Origin of the sequence: Sphingopyxis sp. Root1497, assembly GCF_001427085.1 — a bacterium.
Classification (GTDB): Bacteria; Pseudomonadota; Alphaproteobacteria; order Sphingomonadales; family Sphingomonadaceae; genus Sphingopyxis.
The window spans coordinates 81,559-106,950 of the sequence record NZ_LMGF01000003.1 but is presented as its reverse complement, the minus strand read 5'-3'; the positions used below and the strand labels follow the sequence as shown (position 1 = coordinate 106,950).

The 25,392-nt window shown below is 66.4% G+C and carries 33 protein-coding genes; 11 read left to right on the top strand and 22 right to left on the bottom strand.

Annotated features, from left to right (window positions below):
* Positions 1-105: 105 nt before the first annotated feature.
* Entirely contained in the window at positions 106-363 is a 258-nt protein-coding gene (locus tag ASD67_RS04035; protein WP_056343768.1) for a YjhX family toxin, read from the bottom strand.
* A gap of 272 nt (positions 364-635) precedes the next feature.
* Here ASD67_RS04035 and ASD67_RS04030 point away from each other — a divergent pair, with 272 nt between their 5' ends.
* Positions 636-1,856, top strand: a complete 1,221-nt coding sequence (locus tag ASD67_RS04030) for a polyhydroxyalkanoate depolymerase (RefSeq protein ID WP_056343766.1) — start codon at positions 636-638, stop codon at positions 1,854-1,856.
* Between the two features lie 152 nt (positions 1,857-2,008).
* Here ASD67_RS04030 and ASD67_RS04025 read toward each other — a convergent pair whose 3' ends face one another.
* The 3 genes from ASD67_RS04025 to ASD67_RS04015 form a co-directional block, all read right to left on the bottom strand.
* Positions 2,009-2,416: a YkvA family protein gene (locus tag ASD67_RS04025; protein WP_056343763.1), complete on the bottom strand. Its 408-nt coding sequence runs from the start codon at positions 2,414-2,416 to the stop codon at positions 2,009-2,011.
* 218 nt (positions 2,417-2,634) lie between these two features.
* A complete protein-coding gene (locus ASD67_RS04020) occupies positions 2,635-3,099 on the bottom strand; it encodes a pyridoxamine 5'-phosphate oxidase family protein (RefSeq protein WP_056343760.1) in 465 nt (154 codons plus the stop codon).
* 65 nt (positions 3,100-3,164) lie between these two features.
* Positions 3,165-3,560, bottom strand: coding sequence for a VOC family protein (locus ASD67_RS04015; RefSeq protein ID WP_056343756.1), 396 nt, complete (start codon positions 3,558-3,560; stop codon positions 3,165-3,167).
* 196 nt (positions 3,561-3,756) lie between these two features.
* Between ASD67_RS04015 and soxR the strand changes: the two genes are divergently transcribed.
* Positions 3,757-4,224, top strand: a complete 468-nt coding sequence (soxR, locus tag ASD67_RS04010) for a redox-sensitive transcriptional activator SoxR (protein ID WP_056343754.1) — start codon at positions 3,757-3,759, stop codon at positions 4,222-4,224.
* 6 nt (positions 4,225-4,230) lie between these two features.
* Here soxR and ASD67_RS04005 read toward each other — a convergent pair whose 3' ends face one another.
* From ASD67_RS04005 to ASD67_RS23415, 9 genes are all read right to left on the bottom strand, one after another.
* Positions 4,231-4,683: a DUF3617 domain-containing protein gene (locus ASD67_RS04005; RefSeq protein WP_056343751.1), complete on the bottom strand. Its 453-nt coding sequence runs from the start codon at positions 4,681-4,683 to the stop codon at positions 4,231-4,233.
* A 4-nt stretch (positions 4,684-4,687) separates the two neighbouring features.
* On the bottom strand, positions 4,688-4,978 hold the full coding sequence (locus ASD67_RS04000) for a putative quinol monooxygenase (protein ID WP_056343749.1): 291 nt from the start codon (positions 4,976-4,978) through the stop codon (positions 4,688-4,690).
* Positions 4,979-4,993: 15 nt separating this feature from the next.
* Positions 4,994-5,578 carry a carboxymuconolactone decarboxylase family protein gene (locus ASD67_RS03995; protein ID WP_056343745.1) on the bottom strand — a complete coding sequence of 195 codons (585 nt, stop codon included), beginning with the start codon at positions 5,576-5,578 and terminating at the stop codon, positions 4,994-4,996.
* 1 nt (position 5,579) lies between these two features.
* The gene (locus tag ASD67_RS03990) at positions 5,580-6,761 is read right to left on the bottom strand and encodes an acetyl-CoA C-acyltransferase (RefSeq protein ID WP_056343742.1); all 1,182 of its coding nucleotides are present in this window, start codon (positions 6,759-6,761) and stop codon (positions 5,580-5,582) included.
* A gap of 71 nt (positions 6,762-6,832) precedes the next feature.
* On the bottom strand, positions 6,833-7,291 hold the full coding sequence (locus tag ASD67_RS03985) for a MaoC family dehydratase (RefSeq protein ID WP_056343740.1): 459 nt from the start codon (positions 7,289-7,291) through the stop codon (positions 6,833-6,835).
* Between the two features lie 94 nt (positions 7,292-7,385).
* The gene (locus ASD67_RS03980; protein ID WP_056343737.1) at positions 7,386-8,582 is read right to left on the bottom strand and encodes a mechanosensitive ion channel family protein; all 1,197 of its coding nucleotides are present in this window, start codon (positions 8,580-8,582) and stop codon (positions 7,386-7,388) included.
* Between the two features lie 31 nt (positions 8,583-8,613).
* Positions 8,614-9,621 carry a DNA topoisomerase IB gene (locus ASD67_RS03975; protein WP_056343732.1) on the bottom strand — a complete coding sequence of 336 codons (1,008 nt, stop codon included), beginning with the start codon at positions 9,619-9,621 and terminating at the stop codon, positions 8,614-8,616.
* An 83-nt stretch (positions 9,622-9,704) separates the two neighbouring features.
* Positions 9,705-11,087 (bottom strand): putative O-glycosylation ligase, exosortase A system-associated, encoded by a 1,383-nt coding sequence (locus ASD67_RS03970; RefSeq protein ID WP_056343729.1) that lies wholly within the window; start codon positions 11,085-11,087, stop codon positions 9,705-9,707.
* On the bottom strand, positions 11,080-11,229 hold the full coding sequence (locus ASD67_RS23415) for a hypothetical protein (RefSeq protein ID WP_187141115.1): 150 nt from the start codon (positions 11,227-11,229) through the stop codon (positions 11,080-11,082). The genes ASD67_RS03970 and ASD67_RS23415 overlap by 8 nt, the downstream gene beginning before the upstream one ends.
* A gap of 65 nt (positions 11,230-11,294) precedes the next feature.
* Between ASD67_RS23415 and ASD67_RS03965 the strand changes: the two genes are divergently transcribed.
* Together ASD67_RS03965 and ASD67_RS03960 are read left to right on the top strand one after the other, a co-directional pair.
* Entirely contained in the window at positions 11,295-12,518 is a 1,224-nt protein-coding gene (locus ASD67_RS03965; protein ID WP_056343727.1) for a TIGR04063 family PEP-CTERM/XrtA system glycosyltransferase, read from the top strand.
* 20 nt (positions 12,519-12,538) lie between these two features.
* Entirely contained in the window at positions 12,539-13,366 is an 828-nt protein-coding gene (locus ASD67_RS03960) for a hypothetical protein (protein ID WP_056343724.1), read from the top strand.
* On the opposite strand, the gene ASD67_RS03955 is transcribed toward ASD67_RS03960, so the two are convergent.
* Positions 13,363-13,689 (bottom strand): hypothetical protein, encoded by a 327-nt coding sequence (locus ASD67_RS03955; protein ID WP_235535562.1) that lies wholly within the window; start codon positions 13,687-13,689, stop codon positions 13,363-13,365. The two genes, ASD67_RS03960 and ASD67_RS03955, sit on opposite strands and share 4 nt — an antisense overlap.
* A complete protein-coding gene (locus ASD67_RS03950) occupies positions 13,686-13,943 on the bottom strand; it encodes a hypothetical protein (RefSeq protein WP_056343721.1) in 258 nt (85 codons plus the stop codon). The genes ASD67_RS03955 and ASD67_RS03950 overlap by 4 nt, the downstream gene beginning before the upstream one ends.
* Before the next feature lie 126 nt (positions 13,944-14,069).
* On the opposite strand from ASD67_RS03950, the gene ASD67_RS03945 reads away from it, so the two are divergent.
* Positions 14,070-14,738 carry a S24 family peptidase gene (locus ASD67_RS03945; protein WP_056343718.1) on the top strand — a complete coding sequence of 223 codons (669 nt, stop codon included), beginning with the start codon at positions 14,070-14,072 and terminating at the stop codon, positions 14,736-14,738.
* A 28-nt stretch (positions 14,739-14,766) separates the two neighbouring features.
* Here the strand turns inward: ASD67_RS03945 and ASD67_RS03940 are convergent, their stop codons facing one another.
* Positions 14,767-15,072, bottom strand: a complete 306-nt coding sequence (locus ASD67_RS03940) for a hypothetical protein (RefSeq protein ID WP_156377561.1) — start codon at positions 15,070-15,072, stop codon at positions 14,767-14,769.
* Between the two features lie 181 nt (positions 15,073-15,253).
* On the opposite strand from ASD67_RS03940, the gene ASD67_RS03935 reads away from it, so the two are divergent.
* Positions 15,254-16,540: a methyl-accepting chemotaxis protein gene (locus ASD67_RS03935; protein WP_082544832.1), complete on the top strand. Its 1,287-nt coding sequence runs from the start codon at positions 15,254-15,256 to the stop codon at positions 16,538-16,540.
* 98 nt (positions 16,541-16,638) lie between these two features.
* The gene (gene aqpZ / locus ASD67_RS03930) at positions 16,639-17,364 is read left to right on the top strand and encodes an aquaporin Z (RefSeq protein WP_056343711.1); all 726 of its coding nucleotides are present in this window, start codon (positions 16,639-16,641) and stop codon (positions 17,362-17,364) included.
* A 37-nt stretch (positions 17,365-17,401) separates the two neighbouring features.
* Here the strand turns inward: aqpZ and galU are convergent, their stop codons facing one another.
* From galU to ASD67_RS03900, 6 genes are all read right to left on the bottom strand, one after another.
* Positions 17,402-18,265, bottom strand: coding sequence for a UTP--glucose-1-phosphate uridylyltransferase GalU (gene galU, locus ASD67_RS03925; protein WP_056343707.1), 864 nt, complete (start codon positions 18,263-18,265; stop codon positions 17,402-17,404).
* A 43-nt stretch (positions 18,266-18,308) separates the two neighbouring features.
* Positions 18,309-18,779, bottom strand: coding sequence for an OmpA family protein (locus ASD67_RS03920; RefSeq protein WP_056343703.1), 471 nt, complete (start codon positions 18,777-18,779; stop codon positions 18,309-18,311).
* A gap of 55 nt (positions 18,780-18,834) precedes the next feature.
* Positions 18,835-20,040 carry a diguanylate cyclase domain-containing protein gene (locus tag ASD67_RS03915; protein ID WP_056343700.1) on the bottom strand — a complete coding sequence of 402 codons (1,206 nt, stop codon included), beginning with the start codon at positions 20,038-20,040 and terminating at the stop codon, positions 18,835-18,837.
* The gene (locus tag ASD67_RS03910) at positions 20,037-20,582 is read right to left on the bottom strand and encodes a YfiR family protein (RefSeq protein ID WP_056343697.1); all 546 of its coding nucleotides are present in this window, start codon (positions 20,580-20,582) and stop codon (positions 20,037-20,039) included. Before ASD67_RS03910 ends, ASD67_RS03915 begins: the two co-directional genes overlap by 4 nt.
* Positions 20,583-20,719: 137 nt before the next feature.
* Positions 20,720-21,256, bottom strand: a complete 537-nt coding sequence (msrA, locus tag ASD67_RS03905; RefSeq protein ID WP_056343694.1) for a peptide-methionine (S)-S-oxide reductase MsrA — start codon at positions 21,254-21,256, stop codon at positions 20,720-20,722.
* 32 nt (positions 21,257-21,288) lie between these two features.
* The gene (locus ASD67_RS03900) at positions 21,289-22,212 is read right to left on the bottom strand and encodes a M48 family metalloprotease (protein ID WP_082544973.1); all 924 of its coding nucleotides are present in this window, start codon (positions 22,210-22,212) and stop codon (positions 21,289-21,291) included.
* A gap of 87 nt (positions 22,213-22,299) precedes the next feature.
* Between ASD67_RS03900 and ASD67_RS03895 the strand changes: the two genes are divergently transcribed.
* From ASD67_RS03895 to rpsI, 4 genes are all read left to right on the top strand, one after another.
* The gene (locus ASD67_RS03895) at positions 22,300-23,343 is read left to right on the top strand and encodes a COX15/CtaA family protein (protein ID WP_056343688.1); all 1,044 of its coding nucleotides are present in this window, start codon (positions 22,300-22,302) and stop codon (positions 23,341-23,343) included.
* The gene (locus ASD67_RS03890; protein WP_056343684.1) at positions 23,340-24,146 is read left to right on the top strand and encodes a hypothetical protein; all 807 of its coding nucleotides are present in this window, start codon (positions 23,340-23,342) and stop codon (positions 24,144-24,146) included. Before ASD67_RS03895 ends, ASD67_RS03890 begins: the two co-directional genes overlap by 4 nt.
* Positions 24,147-24,324: 178 nt before the next feature.
* Positions 24,325-24,804, top strand: coding sequence for a 50S ribosomal protein L13 (rplM, locus tag ASD67_RS03885; RefSeq protein WP_056346996.1), 480 nt, complete (start codon positions 24,325-24,327; stop codon positions 24,802-24,804).
* The gene (gene rpsI / locus ASD67_RS03880; protein ID WP_056343681.1) at positions 24,804-25,301 is read left to right on the top strand and encodes a 30S ribosomal protein S9; all 498 of its coding nucleotides are present in this window, start codon (positions 24,804-24,806) and stop codon (positions 25,299-25,301) included. The genes rplM and rpsI overlap by 1 nt, the downstream gene beginning before the upstream one ends.
* The last annotated feature ends 91 nt before the right edge of the window (positions 25,302-25,392 follow it).

Here is a 25,392-nt window from a genome sequence, read left to right as displayed (position 1 = left end):
GGCTTTGCCGGCGGGCCCCTTCCCTCTCCCGGCGGGAGAGGGAAGGGAGGCGCGAAGCGCCGGAAGGGTGAGGGTCAACAGCCGCTTATCAATCTACTGTTTGCTTTAACGGTTATCCAGCTGCGCCCTGACCGCGCGCAGCCCCGCTGGCGTGATGCGGTACGGCGCGCCGCCCAGCGAGCCGATGAAGCCGCGATGGCGCAGCCGCCTGAACAGCGCCAAACCCGCGCTGGCCAGCACATGGCCGTCGCGGGTGAAGCAGATCGCCTCGACCAGACGGCCGTTTTCATCGCGCCGATGGCGAATCATGCCGCCCTGCGCCAGCACGTGGAGCACGCGCTGTCCCGATTTCGAGATATTCATGAGATAGTGTCCGAGATTGGCAACAACAAAAGCGCGCCGACGCCAGGGTCGGCACGTGCCATTCATCCTGTTTCGCCAGGATGTTAGCGGTTGCCCGCAATCTCGGTCATAGTCGCTCCACCGACGCGATCCTGCGCCGTGGGTGCAGGATATGGACAAATATCCGCGTCCGCAACGGTTATGATGCATTGCACAATAGGACGGAACGCCTAGACTGCGAAGCAACGATGAGGCGCCGACAGAGTGCCCGGGGCCACGCAAGGAAATCGAATATGTTGTATCACGCCTTTGAAATGCAGAAGAGCTGGCTCGCTGGCGCGAGCGCGCTCGCGACCGCGGGGGCGCAGGTGATGCAGCACCCCGCGAACCCGCTCGGCTATTTCGGTGGCAGCCCGCAGTTCGCATCGGCGCTGGAGGTGTTCGCGCACGCCGCGGCACCGCGCGGCAAGCCGGGGTTCGAACTGTATGAGACGGTCGTCGACGGCGAAACGGTGCGGGTGAGCGAGAAGGTCGAGGCGCGCAAGCCGTTCGGCCAGCTCAAGCATTTCACCCACAAGGGGTCGGAGGGCGCCCCCAAGCTGTTGATCGTCGCGCCGATGTCGGGCCATTATGCGACGCTGTTGCGCGGCACGGTCGAGCGCATGCTGCCCGGCCATGATGTGTGGATCACCGACTGGCGCGACGCGCGCAATGCACCGCTGTCGGCGGGCAAGTTCGATCTCGACGATTACATCGACTATCTGATTTCGTGGCTCGAGCATATCGGTCCCGGCGCGCATGTGCTGGCGGTGTGCCAGCCGTCGGTGCCGAGCCTCGCCGCCGCGGCGATCATGGCGGCGAACAAGCACAAGTGCCGCCCCGCGACGCTGACGATGATGGGCGGGCCGATCGACACGCGCAAGGCGCCGACCGCGGTCAACCAGCATGCGATGACGCGCCCGCACGCCTGGTTCCAGGAAAATGTCATCGTCACCGTTCCCGCCTGGTATCCGGGCGCCGGGCGCCGCGTCTATCCGGGCTTCCTGCAGCTCGCGGGCTTCATGTCGATGAACCTTGGCAACCACATGATGAGCCATTGGTCGATGTTCAAACATCTGGTCGACGGCGACGGCGAGGAAGCCGACAAGACCAAGGAATTTTACGACGAATATCGGTCGGTGTGCGACATGACCGCCGAATTCTATCTGCAGACCGTCGACCTGGTGTTCCAGCGCCATGCCCTGCCCAAGGGCGAGATGCTGCATCGCGGGCAGGTGGTCGACCTGAATGCGATCGAGGATATCGCGATCCTGGCGATCGAGGGCGAGCGCGACGATATTTCGGGGATCGGCCAGACCAAGGCGGCGCTGACGCTGACCAAGGCGCTGCCCGCGGAGAAGAAGAAATATCTGATGGCCAAGACCGTCGGCCATTACGGCATTTTCAATGGCCGCAAATGGCGCGAGGATATCGCGCCGGTGGTCGAGGCGTGGATCCGCAGCAACGGGGGGTGATGCCGCGGCCCCTTAGCTGACCATTCTCCAACCCCGTTCGTGTCGAGCGAAGTCGAGACACCCATCAGAAGCGCATGACTTCAGGGTGTCTCGACTTCGCTCGACACAAACGGGAAAGGAGGAAGCCGGAGGGATGAACGCTTCCAAATTCTTCAATGCCAGGGCGAGGTCCGCACGCTCCAATAGACGATGTAGAGCAATCCCGCCCACAGCAGCAGGATGAAGGCCATGCCCGCACGGCTCGACGGGCGGTCGGCGGCGGCTTCGGCGGCGGCTTCGGCGGCGGCGTGGAGTTCGGCCCATAGTGGGTCGGGGATCAGGCGGCGGACCAGCCACAAGCCGAGCGGCACGATGAGCAGGTCGTCGAGCCAGCCGAGCACGGGTATGAAATCGGGGATCAGGTCGATCGGCGACAGCGCATAGGCGGCGACCGCGACCGCGAGGATGCGTGCGGGCCAGGGCACGCGGCTGTCGCGCGCGGCGAGCCAAGCGGTATGCGCCTCGACCGCGAGACGGTGGCCGAGGTCGCCGATGCGTTCGGAAAGGGATTTGCCGGTCATTGCGACCGACCTTAGCCGGTTGGTTTGGTCGTCCAAGCGAAAAGCGCCTTGGGGAAATTACCGACCCTGCGTTGGCGAGATCAAAGACTGCTTGTGGGGACCACAGCCCTGCGAACTTCAAATTCCGTTCGTGTCGAGCGAAGTTGAGACACGCCGAAAGACAGCGCCACCTCGCGGGGTGTCTCGACTTCGCTCGACACGAACGGAGAAGGACAGGTTTAGAGCGCCACTTCGGCGTGCTGGCCGAGTTCGCCTTCCTTCATCGTCATGCCGGTCGCCATCTTGAACAGTCCCTTGATGCTCGCGTCGGCGGTCCAGATTTCGGCATTGTCGAGATCGAAGCGCAAGAGGACGAGCTTGGGGTCGCTCTTGCCGCCTTCGTACCAGGCCTCGATGCTGTTGTTCCACAGCTTGTCGAGCACCGTGCGGTCGGTTTCGGGGCGCAGCGTTCCCGAGATGCAGGCGAACAGGTCGTGGCCCTTCGACGCGAATTGCGCCATCGCCGGGCCGCCAGCCGACAGGCGGTTGTCGGTCGCGGTGAAGAACCAGAAGGCGCTGCTGGCGCCCTTGTCGAGCTGCGCGTTCATCGGGATATGATGATCGCGCTCGCCGGCCAGCCCGACCATCACATAGGGACTGGCGTCGAGAGCCTTCCAGAAGGTCTTCTTGATATCCTCGCTCATGGGGAAACTCCTTTTTCCCCCCTCGATACAGCGACAACGCGGCAAGGGCCGGGATGTTGCCCGGTTCAGCGCGGGCGTGGCTCGTTGTAGCTGACGACTTCATATTCGATGCCGTCGGGGTCGAGGAAATAGAAGCGGCGGCCGGGTTCGTAATCGCCGTGGTTGAAGGGGGTGAGGCCGACCGCCTTCACGCGCATCTCGATGGTGTCGAGGTCGTCGACCTGGACGCCGAGATGGTTGAGCGGTTCACCCTTGGCATAGCGCGCATCGGCATGCTCGCCGTCGGGGCCGGTGTAGAGCGCGACATAGGCGCTGTCGGTGCCGAGGTGGATGGTGCGGCCGCCGTCGCGTGCGGGCCCGCGCCAGCGTTCGTGCCAGCCGAAGATCGCCGAGAGAATGCCGGCGCTGCGGTCGGGGTCGCTGACGGTCAGGTTCACATGTTCGATGAAGGGGTGCGTCATGGTTCGTCTTTCGTGATTCGGGTTGACGCAGCAGGTTATGAAAGCTCAAGTGAGGTTTAGATCAAGAGGAAATGCGGTGCCGGCTTGTGGCTCGTCATTGCGAGCGGAGCGAAGCAATCCAGAGCGGTTTACGCACACTCTGGATTGCCGCGTCCCCCGGATCAAGTCCGGGGTCCTCGCAATGACGGAGGTTGGGATGCACCGGACAGACTTGATCGCGATCGGCGACCTGGCAGCGCGTACCGGGGTCGCGGTGTCGGCGATCCGCTTTTACGAGGCGAAGGGGCTGGTCGCGGCGTTGCGGACGCGCGGCGGGCAGCGGCGTTTCCTGCGCGCCGACATCCGCCGCGTGTCGTTCATCCTGATCGCGCAGCAACTGGGGCTGAGTCTCGAGGAGATTGCCGCCGAGCTGGCGCGGCTGCCCGCCGAGCGCACGCCGAATGCCGCCGACTGGGCGCGGATCAGCAAGGGTCTTCAGGCGCGGATCGCCGAGCAGATCGCGGCGCTAGAGCGGACGCAGGAATTGCTCGGCGCGTGCATCGGTTGCGGCTGTCTGAGCCTCAAGAAATGCGGGCTGTATAATCGCGAGGACAAGGCGGCGCAGCGCGGCGCAGGGCCGCGATACCTGCTCGGGGACCGGTCGGGCGAGATTGCCGAGCGCTGACCGAAGTCAGCGGCAGGCGCCGAGCCATTTGCCACTGGTCGCGGTGACAACTTTCAGCGGCCGGCCCGCCCGCGTGCCAGTGGTCACGCTGCGCGTGACATAGCCCTTTTCGCTGTAGGTGCCGGTGGTGATCGTGCGCACCGGGGTGTCCAGTTCCTTGACCCGGCACACCGACTGGCCGCGGATTTTGCCCGCGGCCAGTGTGTAGCTGCGCGACGAACAGGTCGCGCCCGGTGCATGGAGCAGGACCTGCGGCGTGGCGGCGGCCTGCTGCGCGGTCAGGCAGGTGGTGCGCGGCTCGCGCTTGTCGGCGGCGCGGACCAGCGTTTCGGGCACGCCGGGAATGTCGGCGCTGACCAGTTGGGTCACATGCGTCCATTTTCCCGCCTGCGGCCCCGGCACGGTCACCGCCGCCGCGCCCGCGAAGGCGAGCGGGATCAGGAGGACTGCGCCGTGCACCGGGTCAGACCGCCGCGAGCCGTTCGATCTCGGGCGCACCGGCGAGGCAGGGGCCGAGCCTGGCGCCGAGGGTGCGGAAATGGTCCGACGCGCGGTGCGCTTCGACCGCCGCGGCGTCGTCATAGCATTCGAGCACCTTGTAGACGCCCGCCTCTTCGGTGCGGAACAGCTTGTAATAGCTGTTGCCGGGCTCGTTCGCGGCGACCGCGGGGGCGAGTTCGGCGAAGACGCCCTCGAACTCTTCTTCCTTGCCGGGCAGGACGCGCAGGATCGCGACGACGCCGATTTCACTCATATCTCTCTCCTCTGTTCAGGCCTTGAGGTCGGGGTCGACCGTCCAGCCTTCTTCGACCTGGATGCCGAAGCTGTTCAGCATCATCGATACCTGGGTATATTGGCCGACGGTCATCACAAGGTCCATACGGCCCTTGTCGCCAAGCGGTGCGAGCGCGGCCCAGCTGGCGTCGGAAACGCAATGATTGCCGGTAAGCTCGTCGGTTGCGCGGAGCATCGCGCGGTCGAGGTCGCTCCAGCCTTCGGCGCCGGGACCCGCCTTGATGCGTTCGATCTCGTCCTCGGTCAGCCCGCAGTCGAGGCCGATCCGCTTGTGCTGCGTCCACTCATAGCCCGAGCGGCAGTTGTAACCGGTGCGCAGGATGACGAGTTCGCGATTCCGCGGGGTCAGCGCGCTGCGCTTCGACAGGATATAATTGCCCCAGCCGAGGAAGGCGGTCATCGCCTTGGGCGCATGCGCGAGGGTGCGGAAGATATTGAGGATGCGCCCGCCGCCCACCCGGCCGCCTTCGGTGGCGAAAAAGGGTTCGAGCGCGGCGCGCTGGTCGGCATCGAGCCGGTCGAGATCGACCGGCTCGATGCGCGGAGCATTCAGACGCAAATCAGAAAACCTCGAACAGGCCCGCCGCGCCCTGGCCGCCGCCGATGCACATGGTGACGACGGCATATTTCACGCCGCGGCGCTTGCCTTCGATCAGCGCGTGGCCGACGCAGCGCGCGCCGGTCATGCCGAAGGGGTGGCCGATCGAGATCGAGCCGCCGTTAACGTTGAGCAGCTCGTTCGGGATGCCGAGCTTGTCGCGGCAATAGAGGACCTGCACGGCAAAGGCTTCGTTGAGTTCCCACAGGCCGATGTCGTCCATCTTGAGTTCGAAGCGTTCGAGCAGCTTGGGGATCGCGAAAACCGGACCGATGCCCATTTCGTCGGGCTCGGTGCCGGCGACCGCCATGCCGACATAGCGCCCTAGGGGCTGCAAGCCCCGTTTTTCTGCAACCTTGGCTTCCATCACGACGCAGGCCGACGAGCCGTCGGCGAGCTGGCTGGCGTTGCCCGCAGTAATCGTGTGGCCTTCGCCCATCACCGGCTTGAGGCTGGCGAGTCCTTCGAGCGTGGTGTCGGCGCGGTTGCACTCGTCCTTGCTCGCGACGACGTCCTGGAAGGTGACTTCCTTGGTTTCCTTGTTCACCACCGCCATGGTCGCGTTGCAGGCGACGATCTCGTCGTCATATTTGCCTGCGGCCTGTGCGGCGGCGGTGCGCTGCTGCGACTGGAGCGAATATTCGTCCTGCACTTCGCGGCTGATGTTGTAGCGCTTCGCGACGACCTCGGCGGTGCCGATCATCGGCATATAGGTGTCCTTGTGCATCGCGATCAGTTCGGGATCGACCTCGATGAACGCCTTGCCGCTGCCGCTGACCTTCGAGATGCTCTCGAGGCCGCCGGCGACCGCGATGTCCTGGCGATCGACGATGATCTGCTTCGCGGCGGTCGCGATCGTCATCAGGCCCGACGAGCACTGGCGGTCGATCGACATGCCTGGGACGGTGACGGGCAGGCCCGAGCGCAGCGCGATCAGGCGCGCGACGTTCATCGTCTGCGATCCCTGCTGCATCGCGGCGCCGAAGACGACGTCGTCGATCTCGCCGCCTTCGAGTCCGGCGCGTTCGATCGCGGCCTTGACCGAATAAGCGCCCAGCGTCGGGGCGAGGGTGTTGTTGAACGAGCCGCGTCCCGCCTTGGTCAGCGGGGTGCGGGCGGTGGAAACGATGACGGCGTCACGCATGATAGGGGTCCTTCTGCTAGGTTCCGGTTGTCTTTTCGGGGGAGGTCGGCCGGGTCAAACCTGGGTGCGGGTCACACGAAAAACTGCGTGATCCATTCGGCGATCAAGGCGGGCTTGTCTTCACCCTCGATCTCGACCGTGATCTCGTTGGTCTGCTGCCACTGGCCGGGGCGCTTTTCGTCGAGTTCGAGCAGCTTCACATGGCTGCGCACGCGCTTGCCCGAACGGACGGGGGCGAGGAAGCGGACTTTGTTGCCGCCGTAATTGACGCCCATCTTGATGCCGTCGATCTTGGGCGAGTCGGTTTTCGCGCCGAGCATCGGGATCAGCGAGAGCGTGAGGAAGCCGTGCGCGATCGTACCGCCGAAGGGCGTCAGCTTCGCCTTTTCCTCGTCGATATGGATGAACTGATGGTCGCCGGTGGCGTCGGCGAACTTGTTGATCATGTCCTGATCGACGAGCACCCATTCGGACGTCCCGATGGTCTCACCGACCCTGGTCTGCAATTCCTGCGGCGTGATCGTGGCCATATGCCATCCCCTCTATTGCTGGTTCGGGGCGCGTTCTAGGCCTGTCATGCGGCATTGCACAAGGGCCAAGCCCCACGTCCGCGCCGCCGTAGCGTCAGCCCGGTTTGGCCGCCTTGGCTGCCCCTGCCCTCGGTTTCGGAGACTCGACATAGGGCAGGATCATCGTTCCGTCAGGGGCGGCCGTGAAGGTCGTTTGCGTCGGATAGGCGAATTCATAGCCCGCGGCGGCGAGCGCTTCGAACAGGCGGATGCCGACATCGGTCCTTGCCGCGACCACTTCCTCGAACTGTTCGGTGAAGACGTCGAACAGCAATTCGAAATCGAGGCTCGAAGGGCCGAACGTCAGGAAGCTCGATCGGATGAACTCATGGCCCGCCGCCTTGACCTGTTCCTCGAGCAGTGCGGGCAGGTCGCGCAGCATCGCCGGGGTCGTCTGGTAGATGACGCTGATCGTGAAGGTCACGCGGCGCCGGTGGAGGTGCGCGAAATTCGTGATCTCCTTGCCGAGGAGGTTGGTGTTGGAGATGACGAGCAGTTCGCCGTTGACCGAGCGCAGCCGGGTGCTTTTCAGCCCGATGCGTTCGACCGTCGCGGTGCTGGTGTCATATCTGATCGTTTCGCCGACGCGGAACGGGCGGTCGAAGATGATCGAGAGCGAGGCGAAGAGGTCGGAAAAGATCCCCTGCGCGGCGAGGCCGATCGCGATGCCGCCGATACCCAGGCCGGCGATCAGGCCGGTGACATTGACCCCCATATTGTCGAGGATGACGATCGCGGCGATGGCGAAGAGCGCGATGCTGATCAGCAGGCGGATGATGCCCATCGCATTCGACAGCGTTTCGTTATGCCCTTCGGCGGCGCGGCGCTGGATGAGGCCGAGTATGATTTCGCGCCCCCAGATCGCCGCCTGCAGTACCACGGCGATGGTGAAGACTGTCTGGATGGTGCCGAGGATCAGCGCCGGCGGCTGGGCGTAGCCCGCGACCATGCGGACCGCGATGATCGCGAGCACGATCGATTTGGTCTTGTGGATCACCCGCCCGACGATGTCGGTCAGGGTGAATTCGCCCGGCGCCGACTGGGCGCGCTTCAGCGCGAAGGTGCGGATCATCGACAGCAGGAAATAGATGACGAGCCCGACGCCGATCGCGATGCCGATTTGCAGCCAATGGCTGTTCACCCACGCGATGCTGGCGTCCCACCAGTAACGCAGATCGTCGAGCGGGTTGTTGGCAGGCGCGGCGGGTTTCGCGGCTGCCGTCGTCGCGGCGGCAAGAATGGAGAAGGTCATGGCGGGCCGTTGGGGTCCTCTTGGTCGGTGGTCAGGCGGAGCGGAGCAGCGCCGCCGCATCGGGTGCGCGCTCCAGATAGGTCAAAAAGCCGCGTTCGACACGCGAAAGATATCGGGTCGCGCGGGGGAGGGGGCCGACCGCCGCGGCGAAGTCGGCGCGTTCCAGCGCCGCGGCGAGCATCGCCGGGTGGACATAGGCCTTGCGCGCGACGGCGGGGGTGTTGCCGAGATGGTCGGCGACATGCTGCAAAAGCTGTTTGAGCGTCGGGGGTTCGGCGGCGGCATGGAGATAGGCGAAGGCCTCGACGCTCGCCGACCAGGTGCGGAAATGCTTGGCGCTGAAGGCATCGCCCATCACATCCTGGATATAGGCGTTGACGTCTTCGGAGGCGACCGCGCAAAGGTCGCCGTCATCCTCATATTGAAAGAGATGCTGCCCCGGCAGGTCCTGCAGCCGGCGGACCAGCGTCGTCAGGCTGCGGTCGCTGACGACGACGTCGCGCTTTGCGCCGCCCTTGGCGCGGTAGCGGAGGCGAAGGGTCTTGCCGGTCAGTTTTGCGTGGCGCTGGCGCAGCGTGGTGGCGCCGAAGCTGTTGTTGGCGGCGGCATATTGTTCGTTGCCGACGCGCAGCGCGGCGAGGTCGAGCAGGCGGACGACGGCGCCGACGACGCGCTCGGGGCACAGGGTGCGGCGCGCCAGATCCTGCTCGAGCCGCGCACGGAGCAGCGGCAGGGCATGGCCGAAGGCGGCGCAGCGGTCATATTTGTCGGCGTCCTGCGCGCGGCGGAAATCAGGATGGTAGCGATATTGCTTGCGCCCGCGCGCATCATAGCCGGTCGCGAGGATATGGCCGTTGGCGGCGGGACAGAACCACGCATCCTCATAGGCGGGAGGGAGCGCGATGGCGTTCAGCCGTTTGATTTCGGCGGCGTTGCGGATGATCCTGCCTCTGGCGTCGCGGTAGCGCCAGCCGTCGGCGAGGCGTTCGCGGCCGATGCCGGGCAGGCTGTCGTCGACATGGATCAGGCGCGCGGACATGGGGGGATAGCGCGTTGGCACGCGCGATGGTTCCCATGCCCGTCATCCCGGCCTTCGCCGGAATGACGATATAAGTGAGGCGCCTAGTTTGCTTGCGCCACCGGATGCCGGGTCGGGACCTGTGCCGGGCGGGCGGTCAGCGGGCGCCAGCCGGCCTCGCGTTCGCGGCGGCGCACATAGGTCGACAGGCCCATCTGCAGCGCGAGCATCATGTAGATGAAGGGCTGGAAGGCGATGCCGACGAACAGCGAGCCGATCAGATAGGTGATATGGCCGTGCTGGAGCGCGGTGGCGAGCGGCGCGATCCATTGCTCCTCGCCGCGGCGCGTCTTGAGATAGCGCCGCCGCAGCCGTTCCATCTGGATCAGGCCGGTAAGGTGGAGGAGGAGCCAGAGGGTCAAGCCCGGATAGCCCTGTTCGCCGAGCATTTCGAAATAGCTCGAATGATAGGCGCGGCCCTTTTCCTCATAGACCGTCGGCTCGGCTTCCTGCGGCTTGTTGGGGTCATAGGCGCTCGCGGCCTTTTCGACGCGCACATGGTTCTGCATATAGGCCTCGAACCCGCCGCCGAAGGGATTGTCCTTGGCATATTCCCATGTCCATGCCCACACCGCGACGCGGGTCGAGGCCGACTGATCGGACTTGTGGTTCTGGATCGTTTCCATCCGCTCGGTGAAGCTTTGCGGCAGGAAGGGAATGGCGGCGAGCGCGAGCAGCCCGGCGCCCGCGACATAGAGGAAGCGGTGCTTGACCGCGCGCAGCGACAGGCCCGCGAGGATGACGAGGCAGACGAGTCCGGTGCGCGCCTGAGTCCCGATCGGCAGCAGCACGCACGCGAAGACGAGCGCGAAACAGAAGAGATTGACGCGCCAGTCGGGCGGGAAAATCGTGCCATGCCTGCGGTACCACAGGATCAGCGGAATGATCGAAATGCCGACCGCCGACATGATCGAGCCTTCGTAGAGGCCGTAATTTTCGTTGAGCAGCAGTTGGAGCGTGCCATAGCCGCCGCCGCCCGCCGCGGTCTTGATGCCGCCGGCGATCGCGATCGCCGCCGCCGAGAGCAGCATGACGAGGGTCAGCGCTTCGATCCGCAGCTTGGTGCGCAGCGTGAGCGGTAGGAAGATCGCCCAGACGAGTGCCTTCCACACCCAGCTCCATTTTTCCTGCGCCTCGACCGGGAAATCGGCCTGGATCGTCGTCATCCAGCAATAGAGGAGCAGCGCTAGCAGCAGGAATTGTCGCCCCGACCACCTGGTATCGCGCTTGTCGTCGACCGCGAGCCAGCCGACGATTGCGAGCCCGAAGACGATCAGCGAGATCGGGATCGAGTTGATCAGGAAATAGCTGAGACGCTGCGGCGCGACGATATCGATGTAGCAGAAGCACAGCACGAACAGGAACGGCTTGCGAAAGCCGAGTCCGATGAAGGCGAACAGAAAGGCGACGAAAGCGATGTCACGCATCGCCGCGCTCTTCCGCGTCCTTGCGGCGCTGCCACAGCATGCGCGGGCTGACCTCGCGGTCGAGGTCGTCGCGGTACAGCAGTCGCCACAGCGCGATTCCCAGCAGGACGTGCGTCAGACCGATGGAGAAATTGTCGACCATGGGCGCACGCCTACGCGATCTGGGTTGACGGCGCGTTAAGGCTTGTATGCCATTGAACGCGGGTCATGACCCGTATCCTCCACGTCCTCGACCACAGCCTGCCCGCGCACAGCGGCTATACCTTCCGCACCCGCGCGCTGATGAAGGCGCAGGTGGCGAAGGGGTGGGAGGTCGCCGGAGTGACCGGGGTGCGCCATCCCGAACCCGGGCCGGACGGCGAGACCGTCGATGGCCTGACCTTCTATCGCACCGCCCCGATCGCGCCGGCGCGCTCGCCGATCCGCGAATGGCGCGAGATCGGGGCGCTCGCGGCGCGGATCGAGGCGCTGGTCGACGAATGGCGGCCCGATCTGCTCCACGCCCATTCGCCGGTGCTCGACGCGATGGCGGCGCTGCGTGTCGGCAAAAGGCGCGGCATTCCGGTGTTGTACGAGATCCGCGCCTTCTGGGAGGATGCGGCGGTCGGCAACGGCACCGGGCGCGAGGGCAGCGCCAAATATTTCCTGACCCGCCAGCTTGAGACGCATGCGGTGAAATCGGCCGATGCGGTCGCGGTGATCTGCGACGGGCTGCGCGGCGATCTGATTGCGCGCGGAGTCGATGCCGGCAAGATCGTCGTGTCGCCCAATGGCGTCGACCTCGAGCTGTTCGGCGACCCGCCGCCGCGCGATGCGGCGCTGGCCGCCACGCTGGGGCTGGGCGACGGCGATGCGGTGATCGGTTTCATCGGCAGTTTCTATGATTATGAAGGCATCGACGACCTGATCGCCGCGATGCCGGCGCTGGTCGCGGCGCAACCGGGCGCGCAATTGCTGCTCGTCGGCGGTGGTCCGATGGAGACGGCGCTGAAGGAACAGGCGGCGGCCTCGCCCGTCGCGAGCCGGATCCACTTCGTCGGCCGGGTGCCGCACGACCAGGTCGAGCGTTATTATTCGCTGATCGATATCCTCGCCTATCCGCGCAAGAAGATGCGGCTGACCGACCTCGTCACCCCGCTGAAGCCGCTCGAGGCTATGGCGCAGGGCAAGCTGGTCGCGGCGTCGGATGTCGGCGGGCACCGCGAGCTGATCGAGGACGGGGTAACCGGAACGCTGTTCGCGCCCGACGACCCGGCGGCGATCGCATCGGCGCTGGCCGGATTGCTCGCATCGCGGGAGAGCTGGGCCGAGCAGCGCCGCGTCGCGCGCGTCTTCGTCGAAAAGCATCGTAACTGGTCGTCAAACATTTTACGTTACGAACCCGTTTACCAGCGACTGCTGCGACGCGATTCCGCATCGCTTGCGGCCTGACGCGGACAGGTTGGGACGATATGGACGACGAACAGGAAAAGTCCGGACACGAAACGCTCACGGCGCTGTGGCGCGGTGTGCGCCCGGCTGTGCCGGCGGTGATCGGCGCCGGGGCGCTGACCTTTTTGTTCGCGGCGGTCATGCCGCTCGCCTGGGTCGCCGGGATCAGCTGGAACCTTTATCTCGATCGCCTGTCGGATTTCTTCCTGCCGCCCGTCGGCAACGCCGGACGCCTTGCGCTGGCGGTCGGCATGGCGACGATCGCCGCGTTGTTCGCGGGACTGGTCGCACTTCTGATCGCCAAGCCCTCGGTGCGCGGCAACGACCTGCTCAATCGCCGCGTCTCGGCGCGCGCGAAACGGCAGGCGAAGGCCGAGGCCGAAGCGGCGCTGCCGCGCCGCCGTGCCGACATGCACCCCGACGATGCGCCGCGCCCGCCGATTCGTGCCGGCCGCGACCTGCCCGTGGGTGGGCTGGGGCCGCTGGTCGCGCCTGCGGCCGATGATGGCGACGACGATTTCGACCTGATGCTGACCGATGTCGCGGAGGCCGAGGACGAACTGGTGCTCGCCGACCTCGCGCCGGTCGATTATGACGCCGACGACGCCGATGCACCCTGGCTGCAACCCGCCGAAATGACGCGTCCGCCGATGCCAGAAACCAGCGACAACAGCCTCGGCGCGATGGTCGCACGGTTCGAGGCGGGGCTCGCGCAGCGTCGAAAAGCGGCCGCGGCGACGCCGGTAGCGCCGGCGTCCGCCGCCAACGAGGATGTCGAGCAACCCGACTTCGCGCTCGAAGCGGCGCTCAGCACGCTGCAGCGCATGACCCGCCGCGCGGTCGGCTAATCCTCCACCGTCAGCACTTCGATCCGCAGATTCGCTCCGTCGTCGGCCATCTCGACGACCAGATCGGCGACGATATGTCCCGGTAGGCGCCATTCGATCGTTTCGAGCCGGGCCTGCAGTAGCGGGCGCAGCACCGCGGCGTCCTCATCGCCGATCAGGCACGGGAACAGGTGCCGCGCGCCGACGAAATTGGCGCTCGCCCAGGGGCGCAGCGTCGAGGCGCCGAGCGAAAGCCCGTGCGGCAGTTCGCGCTCGAGAAGGCGGCGAAGGCGGCGGTGCGGGCATCCGGGGCGCGGTGGCCGTGCGGGCGACCAGCGCATCATGGCGTTTCTCCCGGATGACGCACCGCGTAGAGGCGCAGGTCCCCGCACGGCGCGACGCGCCCGGCGCGATGGTCGGCCCGCCATTTGTTCATGAAATGTTCCACACGGCAAATTATGCGAAGTCCGGCGATACGGCCTTCGCGCAGATCGGCGACGAGGCGCGGGTCGCGCACCGCCTCGCGACCGAAGACGCTCGGCGGCATCGCCGATTCCGCGAGAAACGCCTCGATCCGCTGCAACAGGTTTCGCGCCATAAATCCTCCCTGATCGCTCCAACCGTCGGGCGACTCACCCGATAGGATAATTCCTATCTGATCGGTATTTTCCTACTTGTCTAGGATAAATCCTATTGGTAGATACGAAATAGGAAGGAACCGCTCATGGCCAATTTCGGGGATGATCCGCGCGCCGCGCTCGACCGGCTGTTGCGGGAACGGGGCGTCGACTATGCGCGGCTGTCGGAAAAGATCGGACGCAATCCTGCCTATATCCAACAATATATCAAGCGCGGTTCACCGCGGCGGCTCGCCGAAGAGGACCGGGCGCGCATCGCCGCCTTTCTGGGGGTGCCCGAAGCGATGCTGGGTGGACCGGTGCATCGCGTCGCGGCGGCGGCACGGGTGCGCGGGGCCGATATGGTGCTGGTGCCCAAGTTGGCGATCGGCGCTTCGGCGGGGGCGGGGGCGAGCATCGACGGCGAGCCCGTCGAGGGCGAGGTCGCCTTCGATCCCAAATGGCTGCGCGACCTGGGGGCCGATCCGCGCGCGCTCAGCATCATCCGCGTGGAGGGCGATTCGATGGCGCCGACGCTAAACGACGGCGACGATATATTGGTCGACGGCGGCGACGCGGCTGCGCGGCTGCGCGACGGCATCTATGTGCTGCGCATGGACGATGTGCTGATGGTCAAGCGCATCGCACGCGCACCGGGGCCGGGGCGGATTTCGGTGATCAGCGACAATGTCCAGTATCGCAGCTGGGATGACCTGCCGATGGCGGCGGTGCAACTGGTCGGCCGGGTGGTATGGACCGGGCGGCGGGTGCGTTAGGTCCCCCTTGCTCGCAGCGAGGGGCGTGTCAGTTCGGCGCGGCCATTTCGGCTTCGATCTCATGTTCGAGCACCTCGGCGCGCTGGCATTGCTCTTCCTTGCCGTCGCGGCATTTCTCGGCGGCCTTGTCGCGCTGGCGGGTCAGGCTGCCAAGCCGTTCCTCGCGTTTGCGCAACTCGCGGCCACGGTTGCGGTCGGCTTCGTCTTGGCTGGTGGTCGACCAGTCGGCGACCTGGCCGACCGCCTTGAACGGGGCGGTGACGATCGTTTTGGCCGTACTGACGCAGCCGCCGAGCAGCGGGGCGGCCAGCAGGAGGAGGAACATCGCACGCATATCGGCATCCTTTCGAACGAGCGGCAGCAATCGCATATCGCGCCGCGACTGAACAGGGGATTGCGGCGGAAGGAGCACCCGCCAGGTGCCGCTGTCATATCATTGAAACAAATGGTTAAAACTGTCTTTACTATCGCGGGTTAGGTCTGCCGGGCCTCCTCCTCCAGCGTAAAGTCCATCCATGAACCCCGTCGATCTCGCGCTTGCCCCCACCCCCGGCCATTCGGCCGCGATCCGCACCGACGCCCATTTGTCCGAGGTGATCGACCTGTTCCGGCACGAGCCGCAACTGCGCGTCCTCGCGGTGCTCGATGCGCGCGGCCACCCGGTCGGGATCATCCGCGAGCAGCGGGTGCGCGAACTGCTGTTCTGTCCCTACTGGTTCTCGCTGATGCAGAATCCGACGATCGGCGGGTCGATCGCGACGATGACCGAACCCTGCCTGACCGCCGACGTTGCCGAATCGACCGCGACCCTGCTCGCCATCGTCTCGCGCGCGGCCGGCGCCGAGGGGCTGGTGCTGGTGCGCGACGGCCGTTTCGTCGAAACGCTCGACAGCGGCCAGCTTGCCAAACTGGCGATGTTGCGCGAGGTCGAACTGGCGCAGGAACGCAGCGCGCGCGCCGCGCGGGTCGATGCGGCGGGGGACCGCTTCCACGAGGATATCGCCGCGCTCACCGCCGCGCTGTCGCACACCGCGCGCCAGGTTGAGGAGGTGGCACGCGACCTTGCCGAACGCGCGCAACAGACCGGCCGCGATGCGGTGTCGGTCGCGGGTGCGACCGCGCAGACGCTGACCGGGCTCGGCGAACTCGGCGACCGCGGCCACGCGCTCGCCGCCTCGATGCGGCGAATCGTCGACGACGGCACCCACGCCCGCACCGTTCGCAGCGACGCGCACCGCAAGGTCAGGGCGGCGAGCGACCGCGCTGCGGCGCTCAAGGCGGCGAGCCAGTCGATCGAACAGATGCTCGCGCTGATCATCGACATGGCGAGCCGTACCAACATGCTGGCGCTCAACGCCGGGATCGAGGCGGCGCACGCCGGAGATGCCGGGCGCGGTTTTGCGGTGGTCGCATCGGAGGTGAAGACGTTGGCGAAACAGACGCGCAGCGCGGCGGGCGACATCACCCACTATGTCGACCGCATCCGCGACATCGTCGGCCAGGTCACCGAGGGGTTCGACGAGGTCGAAAAGGCGATCGTCGCGAACAACGGCTTTTCCGACGCGGTCGACAAGGCGGTCGACGGGCAGAGCGCGACGACGCTGATGATCGCGAGCTATGTCGAGCAGGCGGTCGCGGCGGGGCGCGAGATCGATACGCGCGTCCAGCATATCGGCCGCGGCGCGACCGCGGTCGGCGACGGCGCGCAGTCGCTCGGCAAATTGTCGGCGGGGCTGACGCAGGCGGCGCAGTCGCTGCACCAGCGGGCGCGGCATTTCGTCGAGGCGGTCGCCGCCGCATGATCCGCGCCGGCCGAGGGGCTTGTCGCCTCCGATTGCGATGCTAGGCTGGCTCTTGCGCCAGCCGCGCTCATCGCCGTCGGCGCTGAGGGGAGGGTCATATGAGTAACATGCAAAAGGGCTTGGCCGAATTTATCGGCACCTTCTGGCTTGTATTCGGCGGGTGCGGGAGCGCCGTGCTCGCTGCTGCATTTCCCGACGTCGGCATCGGGCTGCTCGGCGTCTCGCTGGCGTTCGGCCTGACCGTGGTCACCATGGCTTATGCGATCGGCCATATTTCGGGCTGTCATCTCAACCCTGCGGTGACCGTCGGCCTGTGGGCGGGCGGTCGGTTCGCGGCGCGCGACATTCCGCTCTATGTGGTGGCGCAGGTGCTCGGCGCGATCGTCGCGGCGTTTCTGCTCTGGCATGTCGCGGAGGGCAATCCGGCCTTCGACCTTGCGACCAAGGGGCTCGCGGCGAATGGCTATGACGCCGGATCGCCCGGTGGCTTTGATCGTACCTCGGCTTTGATCATCGAGATCCTGCTCACGGCCTTTTTCCTGTGGATCATCATGGGGTCGACGGACGGGCGCGCGCCCGCGGGGTTCGCGCCGCTCGCGATCGGGCTGGGGCTGACGCTGATCCATCTGATTTCGATCCCGGTGACCAACACGTCGGTCAATCCGGCGCGGAGCACCGGGCCGGCGCTGGTCGTCGGCGGCCTCGCGCTGCAGCAACTGTGGCTGTTCTGGGTCGCGCCGCTGATCGGCGGCGCGCTCGGCGGATGGCTTTATAGCACCATCGGTGCCGACAGCTTCCCGAAGCCGAATATCGAAGGCAATTGAGGATCGGGCCGGCGGCGGCGTTTCGCTGCCGCCGGTTCTATTTCAAAAGGTCGATCGCAAAGGCGCGGACCTCGTCGGCGATGTCGGGCCGTTCGAGCGCGACCGCGAGATTCGCCTGGATGTAGCCGGCCTTCGACCCGCAGTCGTAGCGCGCGCCGTCGAAGGTCACGGCGTGGAACGGCTGTTTGCCGATCATCGTCGCCATTGCATCGGTGAGCTGGATTTCGCCGCCCGCGCCCTTTTCCTGCGCCGCGAGGACTTTCATCACTTCGGGCTGGAGGATGTAGCGGCCCGAGATGATCAGGTTCGACGGTGCGTCGGCGATCGCGGGCTTTTCGACGAGACCCAGCACTTCGGTCATCGCGCCGTCCTGCGTCCCCGGCGCGATCACGCCATAGCTCGACACCTGTTCGTGCGGCACTTCGAGCACCGAGAGCAGGTTGCCGCCGACGCGGTGGTAGGCGTCGACCATCTGCTTCATGCAGCCCGGCGTGCCGTGCATGAATTCGTCGGGCAGGAAGATCGCGAAAGGTTCGTCGCCGACGATGTCGCGCGCGCACCAGATCGCATGGCCGAGGCCCAGCGGTTCCTGTTGGCGGACATAAGCGCAATTGCCGGGGCCGAGGCGCGTCGGTTCGAGCACCGACAGGTCCTTGCCGCGTTCGGACATCGTCTTTTCGAGTTCGAAGGCGATGTCGAAATGATCCTCGATCGCGCTTTTGCCGCGTCCGGTGACGAAAATCATCTGCTCGATTCCCGCCTCCCGCGCCTCGTCGACCGCATATTGGATCAACGGGCGGTCGACGACCGGAAGCATCTCCTTGGGGATCGCCTTGGTCGCCGGCAGGAAGCGGGTGCCGAGGCCGGCGACGGGGAAGACGGCTTTGCGGATCGGTTTCATGGACGCGGGCTTAGCGGCGAAGCTTGACCAAGGAAAGCGGGGCCTATTGCGGCCAGACGATCACGACGACGCGGCGATTGTCCTGGCGGCCTTCGGCGGTGGCATTGCTCGACAGGGGCAGCGCCTCGCCGCGGCCGATGACCTGGTCGGGAGCCAGCGACATGCCATTCGCCTGCATCGGCGCGGCCACCGCCTGTGCGCGGGCCTGCGACAGCTTGAGATTATAAGCGCTGCTGCCGACCGAATCGGTGTGGCCCTCGACGCGTGCGGAGGTGATCCCCACCGCCGAGAGGCGTGCGGCGATCTTTGAAATGGTTTCGATCTGATCGGGCTTCAGATTGCTTTCGTCGGTCGCGAACAACAGCCGCTCGGGCAGGGTGAGCGTCCAGCCGGCATCGGTCTCGACGAAACCTTCGGCTTTCAGTGCGGCGACCTGCGCGTCGTTGAAGCCGGTGGGCTGCGGGACGCTCTGACAGGCGGCGAGTGCCGCCGCGATGAACAGGAATGACAGCATGCGTAAGGGGCGGCGAAGGGCATGGATCACGGCATCAACTCGCTTCATTGGGGGGTCAAGGGCGGGTTCGGTTGGATAGTTTGTCGGCGTACATCGCGGCGTCGGCGACGGTGAGGAGCGCGGCGGCGTCGGTTGCTTCGTCGGGAAAGACCGCGACGCCGACGCTCGCCGTCGGGCGATAAAGGGCGTTGCCCGGCAGCGTCACCGGCTGCGAGATACTGGCGCGAATCCGCTCGGCGAGCGCTGATGGCTCTATCGCGGCATCGAGCGGGTCGACGAGGACGACAAATTCGTCGCCGCCGATCCGCGCCGCGAAGTCGCCGTCGCGCAATGTCGCGCCGATCCGGTTCGACAGCGCGACGAGCACGGCGTCGCCCGCCGCGTGGCCGAAGCGGTCGTTGGCGGCCTTGAAATTGTCGGCGTCGATGAAGAGCAGGGCAAGGCGGCTGCCTTGTTGCTGCGCCTTCCCGATGCGCTGCGCCAGTTGTTCGTCGAAGGCGGCGCGATTGGGCAGTTCGGTCAGCGCGTCGTGCGAGGCGCGGTGTGCAAGCATCGCGCGTTCGCTTTCCATGCTGCCCTGCCAGCCCTGCAGTTCGTCGAGCAGCGCGTTGATGTCGCCGCCCAGCCGGTCGAGTTCGGTGATGCCGAGCGACTGAACGCGTTTGTCGAACCGGCGATGGAGGCGCACGTCGTGGGCGACCGTCGCGATTTCGTTCAGCGGCTTGACCAGTTCATACTCGAAGCGCCGCGCCATGGCGATCGTGCCGAGCGCGGTGACGATCAGGCAGGCGAGCCCGGCGAGCAGCCCGATGCGGACATAGTCGATCAGCGTCGATGAATCGCCCCACACCTGGATTGTGCCGATGGCCGAGCCGTTCCGGCGGATCGTCACGGCAAAGGGTTCGGGGAAGAAGACGCGGGTCAGCAGCGGCGCCGGGTCCTCCGACGGCGACACCCATTCGGTGAGTGGCCGACCGCGGTCGTCGAGCACCCGCAGCCTGGCGATGCCGGGAATTTGCATCAGGGGCGCGAGCCCTTCGCGCGCCGCCGCGGCGTCATTGAACACCAGCGCGGGTTCGACGCCATAGGCGCCGAGTTGCGCCGCGAGTTCGATATTGCGATCGGCATAGCCGCGCATCGCAGTGATGCCCGACAGCAGGATCGTCAGCCCCGACAGCGCGACCGCGAACAGGGTGACGCCGAAATGAAAGCGCGACAGCAGCTTCTGCAAGCTGGTACGAACGAGCGGACGGCGCGTCATGGCGTGCCTCCGTCGGCGTGGCCGATCTTGAGCACGCGCGGATCGACGCGCAGGGGGCCGCGGCCGATCGAATCGAGATTGACCGAGAAGCTCAGTCCCGCCGGTTTTTCGGCGAGGCAGAACATCGCACCATAGAGGCAGGCGGGGTCGTCGTCGCTGATCGTCAGCACCGGGCGGCCGCGCACCCAGCCGATCAGGCGCTGGCGGTCGGCGATCGGCAATCGTCCGAGGAACAGAATGTCGCAATCGCCGTTGCTGATCACCGCGCCGGGGGTGGTGCGGCGGACCGTGATCCGCGGGCCGTTGCCGGGCAGGTCAGGGGCGACCCGGGCTGTCAGTTGCGGGGTGCCGACGAGGCAGAGCGTGCGGTGGCTCTCGGCCGGTCCCGGCCAGCGCGCATAGGTGATGATGCCACCGGTCATCCGGTTGACCGCATTGGTCATTCCGTCGATGCCGTCTTCGACGATCGTCTGGCTGGCGGCCTGAACCGACATCTGCGGCGTCGACCAGATCGCGCCGATCAGGAACAATGATGCCAGCACGCTTTTTTGCGACCCCCAACGCGCACGAGCCAACCTGCCCGAATGTGGCCGCGTCCGCTAGCCGAAACGGCAGGCAAGTCAATGACAAGTCACGTCATGCGGCCATTATGCAACACCCGCCGCACCGGCTATTCTGCCTAGTCAGTGCGCAGCCGGTCGGCGAAGCCCTTACGCAGCTTGGCGAGCTTGGGCGGGATCACCGCCATGCAATAGGGATTGCGCTGGCCTTCGCTGTCCCAGTAATTCTGGTGATAGTCCTCGGCCGGGTACCAGGTCGCGGGCGGTTCGATCGTGGTCACGATCGGCGCCGTCTGGTCGCTTTGGGCGCGGTCGATCGCGGCGCGCGCGGAATCGCCCTGCGCCGCGTCGAGCGGGAACAGCGCGCTGCGATATTGGGTGCCGATGTCGTTGCCCTGGCGGTTGAGCGTCGTCGGATCGTGCGTCGCAAAATGGACGTCGAGCAGGTCGCCATAGGAGATGACCGCGGGGTCGAAGGTGATGCGGATCGCTTCGGCATGGCCGGTGTCGCCACCACACACCTGCTTGTAGGTGGGATCGACGACATGGCCGCCGATATAGCCGCTTTCGACCTTGTCGACGCCCGCAAGACCCTGAAACACCGCTTCGGTACACCAGAAGCAGCCTCCGGCAAAAATCGCGGTTTCCTGGGTCATGGCGGTAATCCTTGTCGGGAGCGGGGATGGCCTCAAAATAGGAATGCGCCGCGCAATTCCAAGGGCCGCGCCCCGGGATCGGCGGCGCGCGCGGTTCGCATGGCAGCAATTTCGGCGTCGATCGCGGCGATCCGTTCCTTGCGCGGCGGGTGGCTGGCGGCGCGGACGAGCGGCTTTTTGTGCCGGTTCCAGAAACGGATCGCGGCGGCGGGGTCATAGCCCGCATCCGCCATCAGCCACACCGACAGCCGGTCGGCTTCCAGTTCGGTCTGGCGTACGCGGTCGATCGACCGGTCGTCCGCCAGCCGCTCGCGGTGGCGCAGGATATTATGCGCCAGTTCGTGCGCGACCACTGCCGCCATTTCCTGATCGTCGGCGATCGAGCGCGCGAGGCCGAGCGTCAGGCGGACGAGCCTGCCGTTTGCGGCGGCCTGCGGCCCGGACCGCTCGATCCGGAAACTGCTCGCGCAGCCGGGGGCGGGGGCGATCGGATGCACGACCCCGGCGCCATCGGTGACGGTCAGCGCGGCGGTGGACTCGAGCGCGTCGAGCATCACGACGATCGCATCGATCCGCATCGTCGGCCCGGCGCCGAGTGTCGGTACCGGCTGGCCGTTGATCGCGGCGATCGTCGCGCCGCGTGCAAGTCCGGCGCGGGCGGCGGGCGTATCCGGCGCGAGCGCGGCGATGAACGGGCCGTCGCCGGTCGTGCCATAGGTGGCCGCGGCGGACGCCCGGTCGCGCTGGTCGAACCGCCGCGCGTCGCTGAGCAACCAGCCCGGCTGCGGCACGGTGTCGGGGCACCAGTGCGCGCTGCCCGTGGTCAGCCGATAGGCGATCGCCGCCAGTCGCGCTTCCTGCGCGGCGAGCGCGGCGGAATCCGTCGACGCGCCGCGCGCCGCGCCGGGCGCGAGCATCGCCGCGGCGGCGAGCAGGGACAGGGCGGGGGAGCGCATCGCCGTCTGATACCGACCGGTTGGCCCGCCGGCCATGATTTTCGTCGCCCCCTTGCCTAAGTCGGGGCGAGCGACGATAGGGCGGCGATGGCGAATAATCCTGTTTCGACCGCCGCCCCCGGCCCCCGGCCCGCCGCGCTCGCGCGTTGGCTCTGGAGCGTGGCACTGCTGGTCATCCTAGTCGTGGCCGTCGGCGGTATTACCCGCCTGACCGAATCGGGCCTGTCGATCACCGAATGGAAGCCGGTGTCGGGCGTGCTGCCGCCGCTGAACGAAGCGGGCTGGCAGGAAGAGTTCCACAAATATCAGCAGATCCCCGAATATAAGGAGATCAATGTCGGTATGTCGCTCGCGGCGTTCAAGGCGATCTTCTTCTGGGAATGGCTGCACCGCGTCCTCGGTCGGCTCGTCGGCGGCGCGATGCTCGTGCCGCTGATCTGGTTCGCGGCGCGGCGCGCGATCCCGGCCGGCTACGGCTGGCGCCTGTTCGCCTTGACCTCGCTGGTCGGGCTGCAAGGTGCGATCGGGTGGTGGATGGTTGCTTCGGGCCTCGAATATCGCACCGACGTCAGCCATTTCCGCCTCGCGACCCATTTGCTCACCGCGCTGTTCCTGCTGGCGGGTCTGGTATGGACCGCGCGCGATTTGACGGCGCTGGCGCGTGATCCGTCCGCCCGGCCGGCCCGCCTGACCGGGGCGGCGATCGCGGTGATCGCGATCCTTTTCGTCCAGTTGCTGCTTGGCGCCTGGGTTGCCGGGCTCAACGCCGGGCAGGTGGCGAACACCTGGCCGGCGATGAACGATCATTTTGTGCCCGAGGGCATCGACTGGTCGGACGGCGCTTGGATGGCGCTGACCAACGATCCCTTTCTGCTCCATTTCCTCCATCGCTGGTGGTCATGGGTCGCGGCGCTGGCGCTGCTCTGGCTCGCCCGCACGCTCGCACGGCGCGGCGCGACGGGCGTGGCGACGATGCTGGTCGCGGTGGTCGCCGCGCAGATGATGCTCGGCATCCTGACCGTGCTGACCGGCGTGTCGCTGTGGATCGCGGTGCTGCACCAGGTGACCGGCGCGATCCTGGTCGCGACGGCGGCGGCGGGGCTGCACCGGTTGGGCCGCAGCGCCGCATGATTGGCGCGGGCGTCTGGGCGGGGGCGTTGCTGCTGCTCGCCGCGCCCGAGACTGCAGTCGCAACCGTGGAGCAGCCCGCGTCGATGGTGGTGCGCGAACAGCGCTTCGCTCCCCCGGTCGGACGGCCGATGGCGTATCGCGTCACGACGCGGCGGATCAGCCGCAACGGCACCCTGATCAGCTTTTCGCTCGTTTATGCGCTCGAATGGCAAAGCGCGGGGCGCGGCTACCGGCTCGACGCGGTGCTGCGGCGGATCGAATCCGACGCGCGGCCCGAACTCGTGCGGGCGCTGACCGGGCTGGTCGAGCCGCTGGTCGGCGAGACGCTGACCTATCTGGTCGATGCCGATGGGCGCAAGGTCGCGCTCGCCGATCCCGATAGTTTGTGGGCGCGCGTTGCCGGGCGGACGCAGGGACTGGCGGCGGGCGCCGAGGCACCCGAGGCGCAGCAGGTGGCGGCCCTGCTTGCCTCGCTGCCCGAAACCGAGCGTGAGAAGCTGGTCACCGCCGACGTCCGCGCGCTGATCGCACCCGCCAATGCAGCGATCCCGACCACTGATAATGGCGATGCGTCGGTATCGATCCAGCAAGACGACGCGCGGCTTATTGTCGCCAAGGTCGAAAAGGGCGAGGTGACGGCTGGCGCCGCGCCGCTCGACATCGACACATTATGGACGGTCGATACGGACACCGGACTCATCCTGCGCGAACAGCGGCAGAGCTGGGTGGGCGAGCCTGGAAGCGCCGCGCGGACTCTCGTCGAAGAGCGGATTCGCGCGCTGACGCCGGGCGATCCGGGGTAGTACTGACTTAGAAGGTATTATTTTACCCGTCAGCAAAGCCGCTCCTTGCTTGACTTTCGGCGCCGTTATCGCCATTGGCCCGCTCCGAAGCGCCGCGATGTCCCGCTCGGGACGTGCGGCGCGGTTTGTTTCGGGCGGGTCCTCTCGCCCTCGTCCATGTCTTAAGGAGGTCGCCATGATGAAGGCGCTGACCAAGACGACCGTATCGGCGAACGCCGCAACGGTCGAAAAGAAATGGGTGCTGATCGACGCCGACGGCCTGGTTGTGGGCCGCGTCGCATCGATCATCGCCAATATTCTGCGCGGCAAGCACAAGCCGAGCTTTACCCCGCACGTCGATTGCGGTGACAATGTCATCGTCATCAACGCCGAGAAGGTGAAGTTCACCGGCAAGAAGTTGCAAGACAAGCGCTATTACAAGCACACCGGCTATGCCGGCGGCATCAAGGAAACCAGCCCCGCCAAGATCCTGGAAGGCCGTTTTCCCGAGCGCGTGCTCGAAAAGGCGATCGAACGCATGATCCCGCGCGGCCCGCTCGGCCGCCAGCAGATGCGCAACCTGCGCGTCTTCGCCGGCACCGACCATCCGCATGCCGGGCAGAACCCCGAAGTGATCGACGTCGCTTCGATGAACCGCAAGAACAAGGTGGGTGCATAATGGCCGACGAACAGACCATGACCGATCTCAAGGATCTCGGCGGCGCCGTTGAAGGCACCGTTGCCGCCCCGACCAGCAATGCGCCGCTGCGCGAAAAGCAGGTCGACAAGCAGGGCCGTTCCTACGCGACCGGCCGCCGCAAGGACGCTGTCGCCCGCGTGTGGCTGAAGCCCGGCACTGGCAAGATCACGATCAACGGCCGCGACCAGGAAGTGTATTTCGCACGTCCGACGCTGCGCCTCGTCATCAACCAGCCGTTCGGCCTCGCCGATCGCATCGGCAGCTATGATATCGTCGCTACCGTCAAGGGTGGCGGCCTGTCGGGCCAGGCGGGCGCTGTGTTGCACGGCATCTCGCAGGCGCTGACCCGTTTCGAACCCGCGCTGCGCGGCATCGTGAAGTCCGCTGGCTTCCTGACCCGCGACAGCCGCACGGTCGAGCGCAAGAAGTACGGCAAGGCCAAGGCCCGCCGCAGCTTCCAGTTCTCGAAGCGCTAACGAATTTTCCGTCGACGGACGGAGAAGGGAAGGGCGGTCCGGCAACGGGCCGCCCTTTTTCTTTGGGTGCGGGGGAACCCGACGATCCAAC

Bases quoted from the DNA above. Each gene is read 5' to 3' on its own strand.
- ASD67_RS04030 (WP_056343766.1), top strand. From the start codon at position 636: ATGTTGTATCACGCCTTTGAAATGCAGAAGAGCTGGCTCGCTGGCGCG.
- ASD67_RS04020 (WP_056343760.1), bottom strand. From the start codon at position 3,099: ATGAGCGAGGATATCAAGAAGACCTTCTGGAAGGCTCTCGACGCCAGT.
- soxR (WP_056343754.1), top strand. From the start codon at position 3,757: ATGCACCGGACAGACTTGATCGCGATCGGCGACCTGGCAGCGCGTACC.
- ASD67_RS23415 (WP_187141115.1), bottom strand. From the start codon at position 11,229: ATGGTCGACAATTTCTCCATCGGTCTGACGCACGTCCTGCTGGGAATC.
- ASD67_RS03990 (WP_056343742.1), bottom strand. From the start codon at position 6,761: ATGCGTGACGCCGTCATCGTTTCCACCGCCCGCACCCCGCTGACCAAG.
- ASD67_RS03945 (WP_056343718.1), top strand. From the start codon at position 14,070: ATGGCCAATTTCGGGGATGATCCGCGCGCCGCGCTCGACCGGCTGTTG.
- msrA (WP_056343694.1), bottom strand. From the start codon at position 21,256: ATGACCCAGGAAACCGCGATTTTTGCCGGAGGCTGCTTCTGGTGTACC.
- ASD67_RS03975 (WP_056343732.1), bottom strand. From the start codon at position 9,621: ATGTCCGCGCGCCTGATCCATGTCGACGACAGCCTGCCCGGCATCGGC.
- ASD67_RS03955 (WP_235535562.1), bottom strand. From the start codon at position 13,689: ATGATGCGCTGGTCGCCCGCACGGCCACCGCGCCCCGGATGCCCGCAC.
- galU (WP_056343707.1), bottom strand. From the start codon at position 18,265: ATGAAACCGATCCGCAAAGCCGTCTTCCCCGTCGCCGGCCTCGGCACC.
- ASD67_RS03985 (WP_056343740.1), bottom strand. From the start codon at position 7,291: ATGGCCACGATCACGCCGCAGGAATTGCAGACCAGGGTCGGTGAGACC.
- rpsI (WP_056343681.1), top strand. From the start codon at position 24,804: ATGGCCGACGAACAGACCATGACCGATCTCAAGGATCTCGGCGGCGCC.
- aqpZ (WP_056343711.1), top strand. From the start codon at position 16,639: ATGAGTAACATGCAAAAGGGCTTGGCCGAATTTATCGGCACCTTCTGG.
- ASD67_RS03940 (WP_156377561.1), bottom strand. From the start codon at position 15,072: ATGCGTGCGATGTTCCTCCTCCTGCTGGCCGCCCCGCTGCTCGGCGGC.
- rplM (WP_056346996.1), top strand. From the start codon at position 24,325: ATGAAGGCGCTGACCAAGACGACCGTATCGGCGAACGCCGCAACGGTC.
- ASD67_RS03895 (WP_056343688.1), top strand. From the start codon at position 22,300: ATGGCGAATAATCCTGTTTCGACCGCCGCCCCCGGCCCCCGGCCCGCC.
- ASD67_RS03935 (WP_082544832.1), top strand. From the start codon at position 15,254: ATGAACCCCGTCGATCTCGCGCTTGCCCCCACCCCCGGCCATTCGGCC.
- ASD67_RS04035 (WP_056343768.1), bottom strand. From the start codon at position 363: ATGAATATCTCGAAATCGGGACAGCGCGTGCTCCACGTGCTGGCGCAG.
- ASD67_RS03890 (WP_056343684.1), top strand. From the start codon at position 23,340: ATGATTGGCGCGGGCGTCTGGGCGGGGGCGTTGCTGCTGCTCGCCGCG.
- ASD67_RS03980 (WP_056343737.1), bottom strand. From the start codon at position 8,582: ATGACCTTCTCCATTCTTGCCGCCGCGACGACGGCAGCCGCGAAACCC.
- ASD67_RS04000 (WP_056343749.1), bottom strand. From the start codon at position 4,978: ATGAGTGAAATCGGCGTCGTCGCGATCCTGCGCGTCCTGCCCGGCAAG.
- ASD67_RS03915 (WP_056343700.1), bottom strand. From the start codon at position 20,040: ATGACGCGCCGTCCGCTCGTTCGTACCAGCTTGCAGAAGCTGCTGTCG.
- ASD67_RS04015 (WP_056343756.1), bottom strand. From the start codon at position 3,560: ATGACGCACCCCTTCATCGAACATGTGAACCTGACCGTCAGCGACCCC.
- ASD67_RS03900 (WP_082544973.1), bottom strand. From the start codon at position 22,212: ATGCGCTCCCCCGCCCTGTCCCTGCTCGCCGCCGCGGCGATGCTCGCG.
- ASD67_RS04025 (WP_056343763.1), bottom strand. From the start codon at position 2,416: ATGACCGGCAAATCCCTTTCCGAACGCATCGGCGACCTCGGCCACCGT.
- ASD67_RS03950 (WP_056343721.1), bottom strand. From the start codon at position 13,943: ATGGCGCGAAACCTGTTGCAGCGGATCGAGGCGTTTCTCGCGGAATCG.
- ASD67_RS03960 (WP_056343724.1), top strand. From the start codon at position 12,539: ATGGACGACGAACAGGAAAAGTCCGGACACGAAACGCTCACGGCGCTG.
- ASD67_RS03965 (WP_056343727.1), top strand. From the start codon at position 11,295: ATGACCCGTATCCTCCACGTCCTCGACCACAGCCTGCCCGCGCACAGC.
- ASD67_RS03920 (WP_056343703.1), bottom strand. From the start codon at position 18,779: ATGCTGTCATTCCTGTTCATCGCGGCGGCACTCGCCGCCTGTCAGAGC.
- ASD67_RS03970 (WP_056343729.1), bottom strand. From the start codon at position 11,087: ATGCGTGACATCGCTTTCGTCGCCTTTCTGTTCGCCTTCATCGGACTC.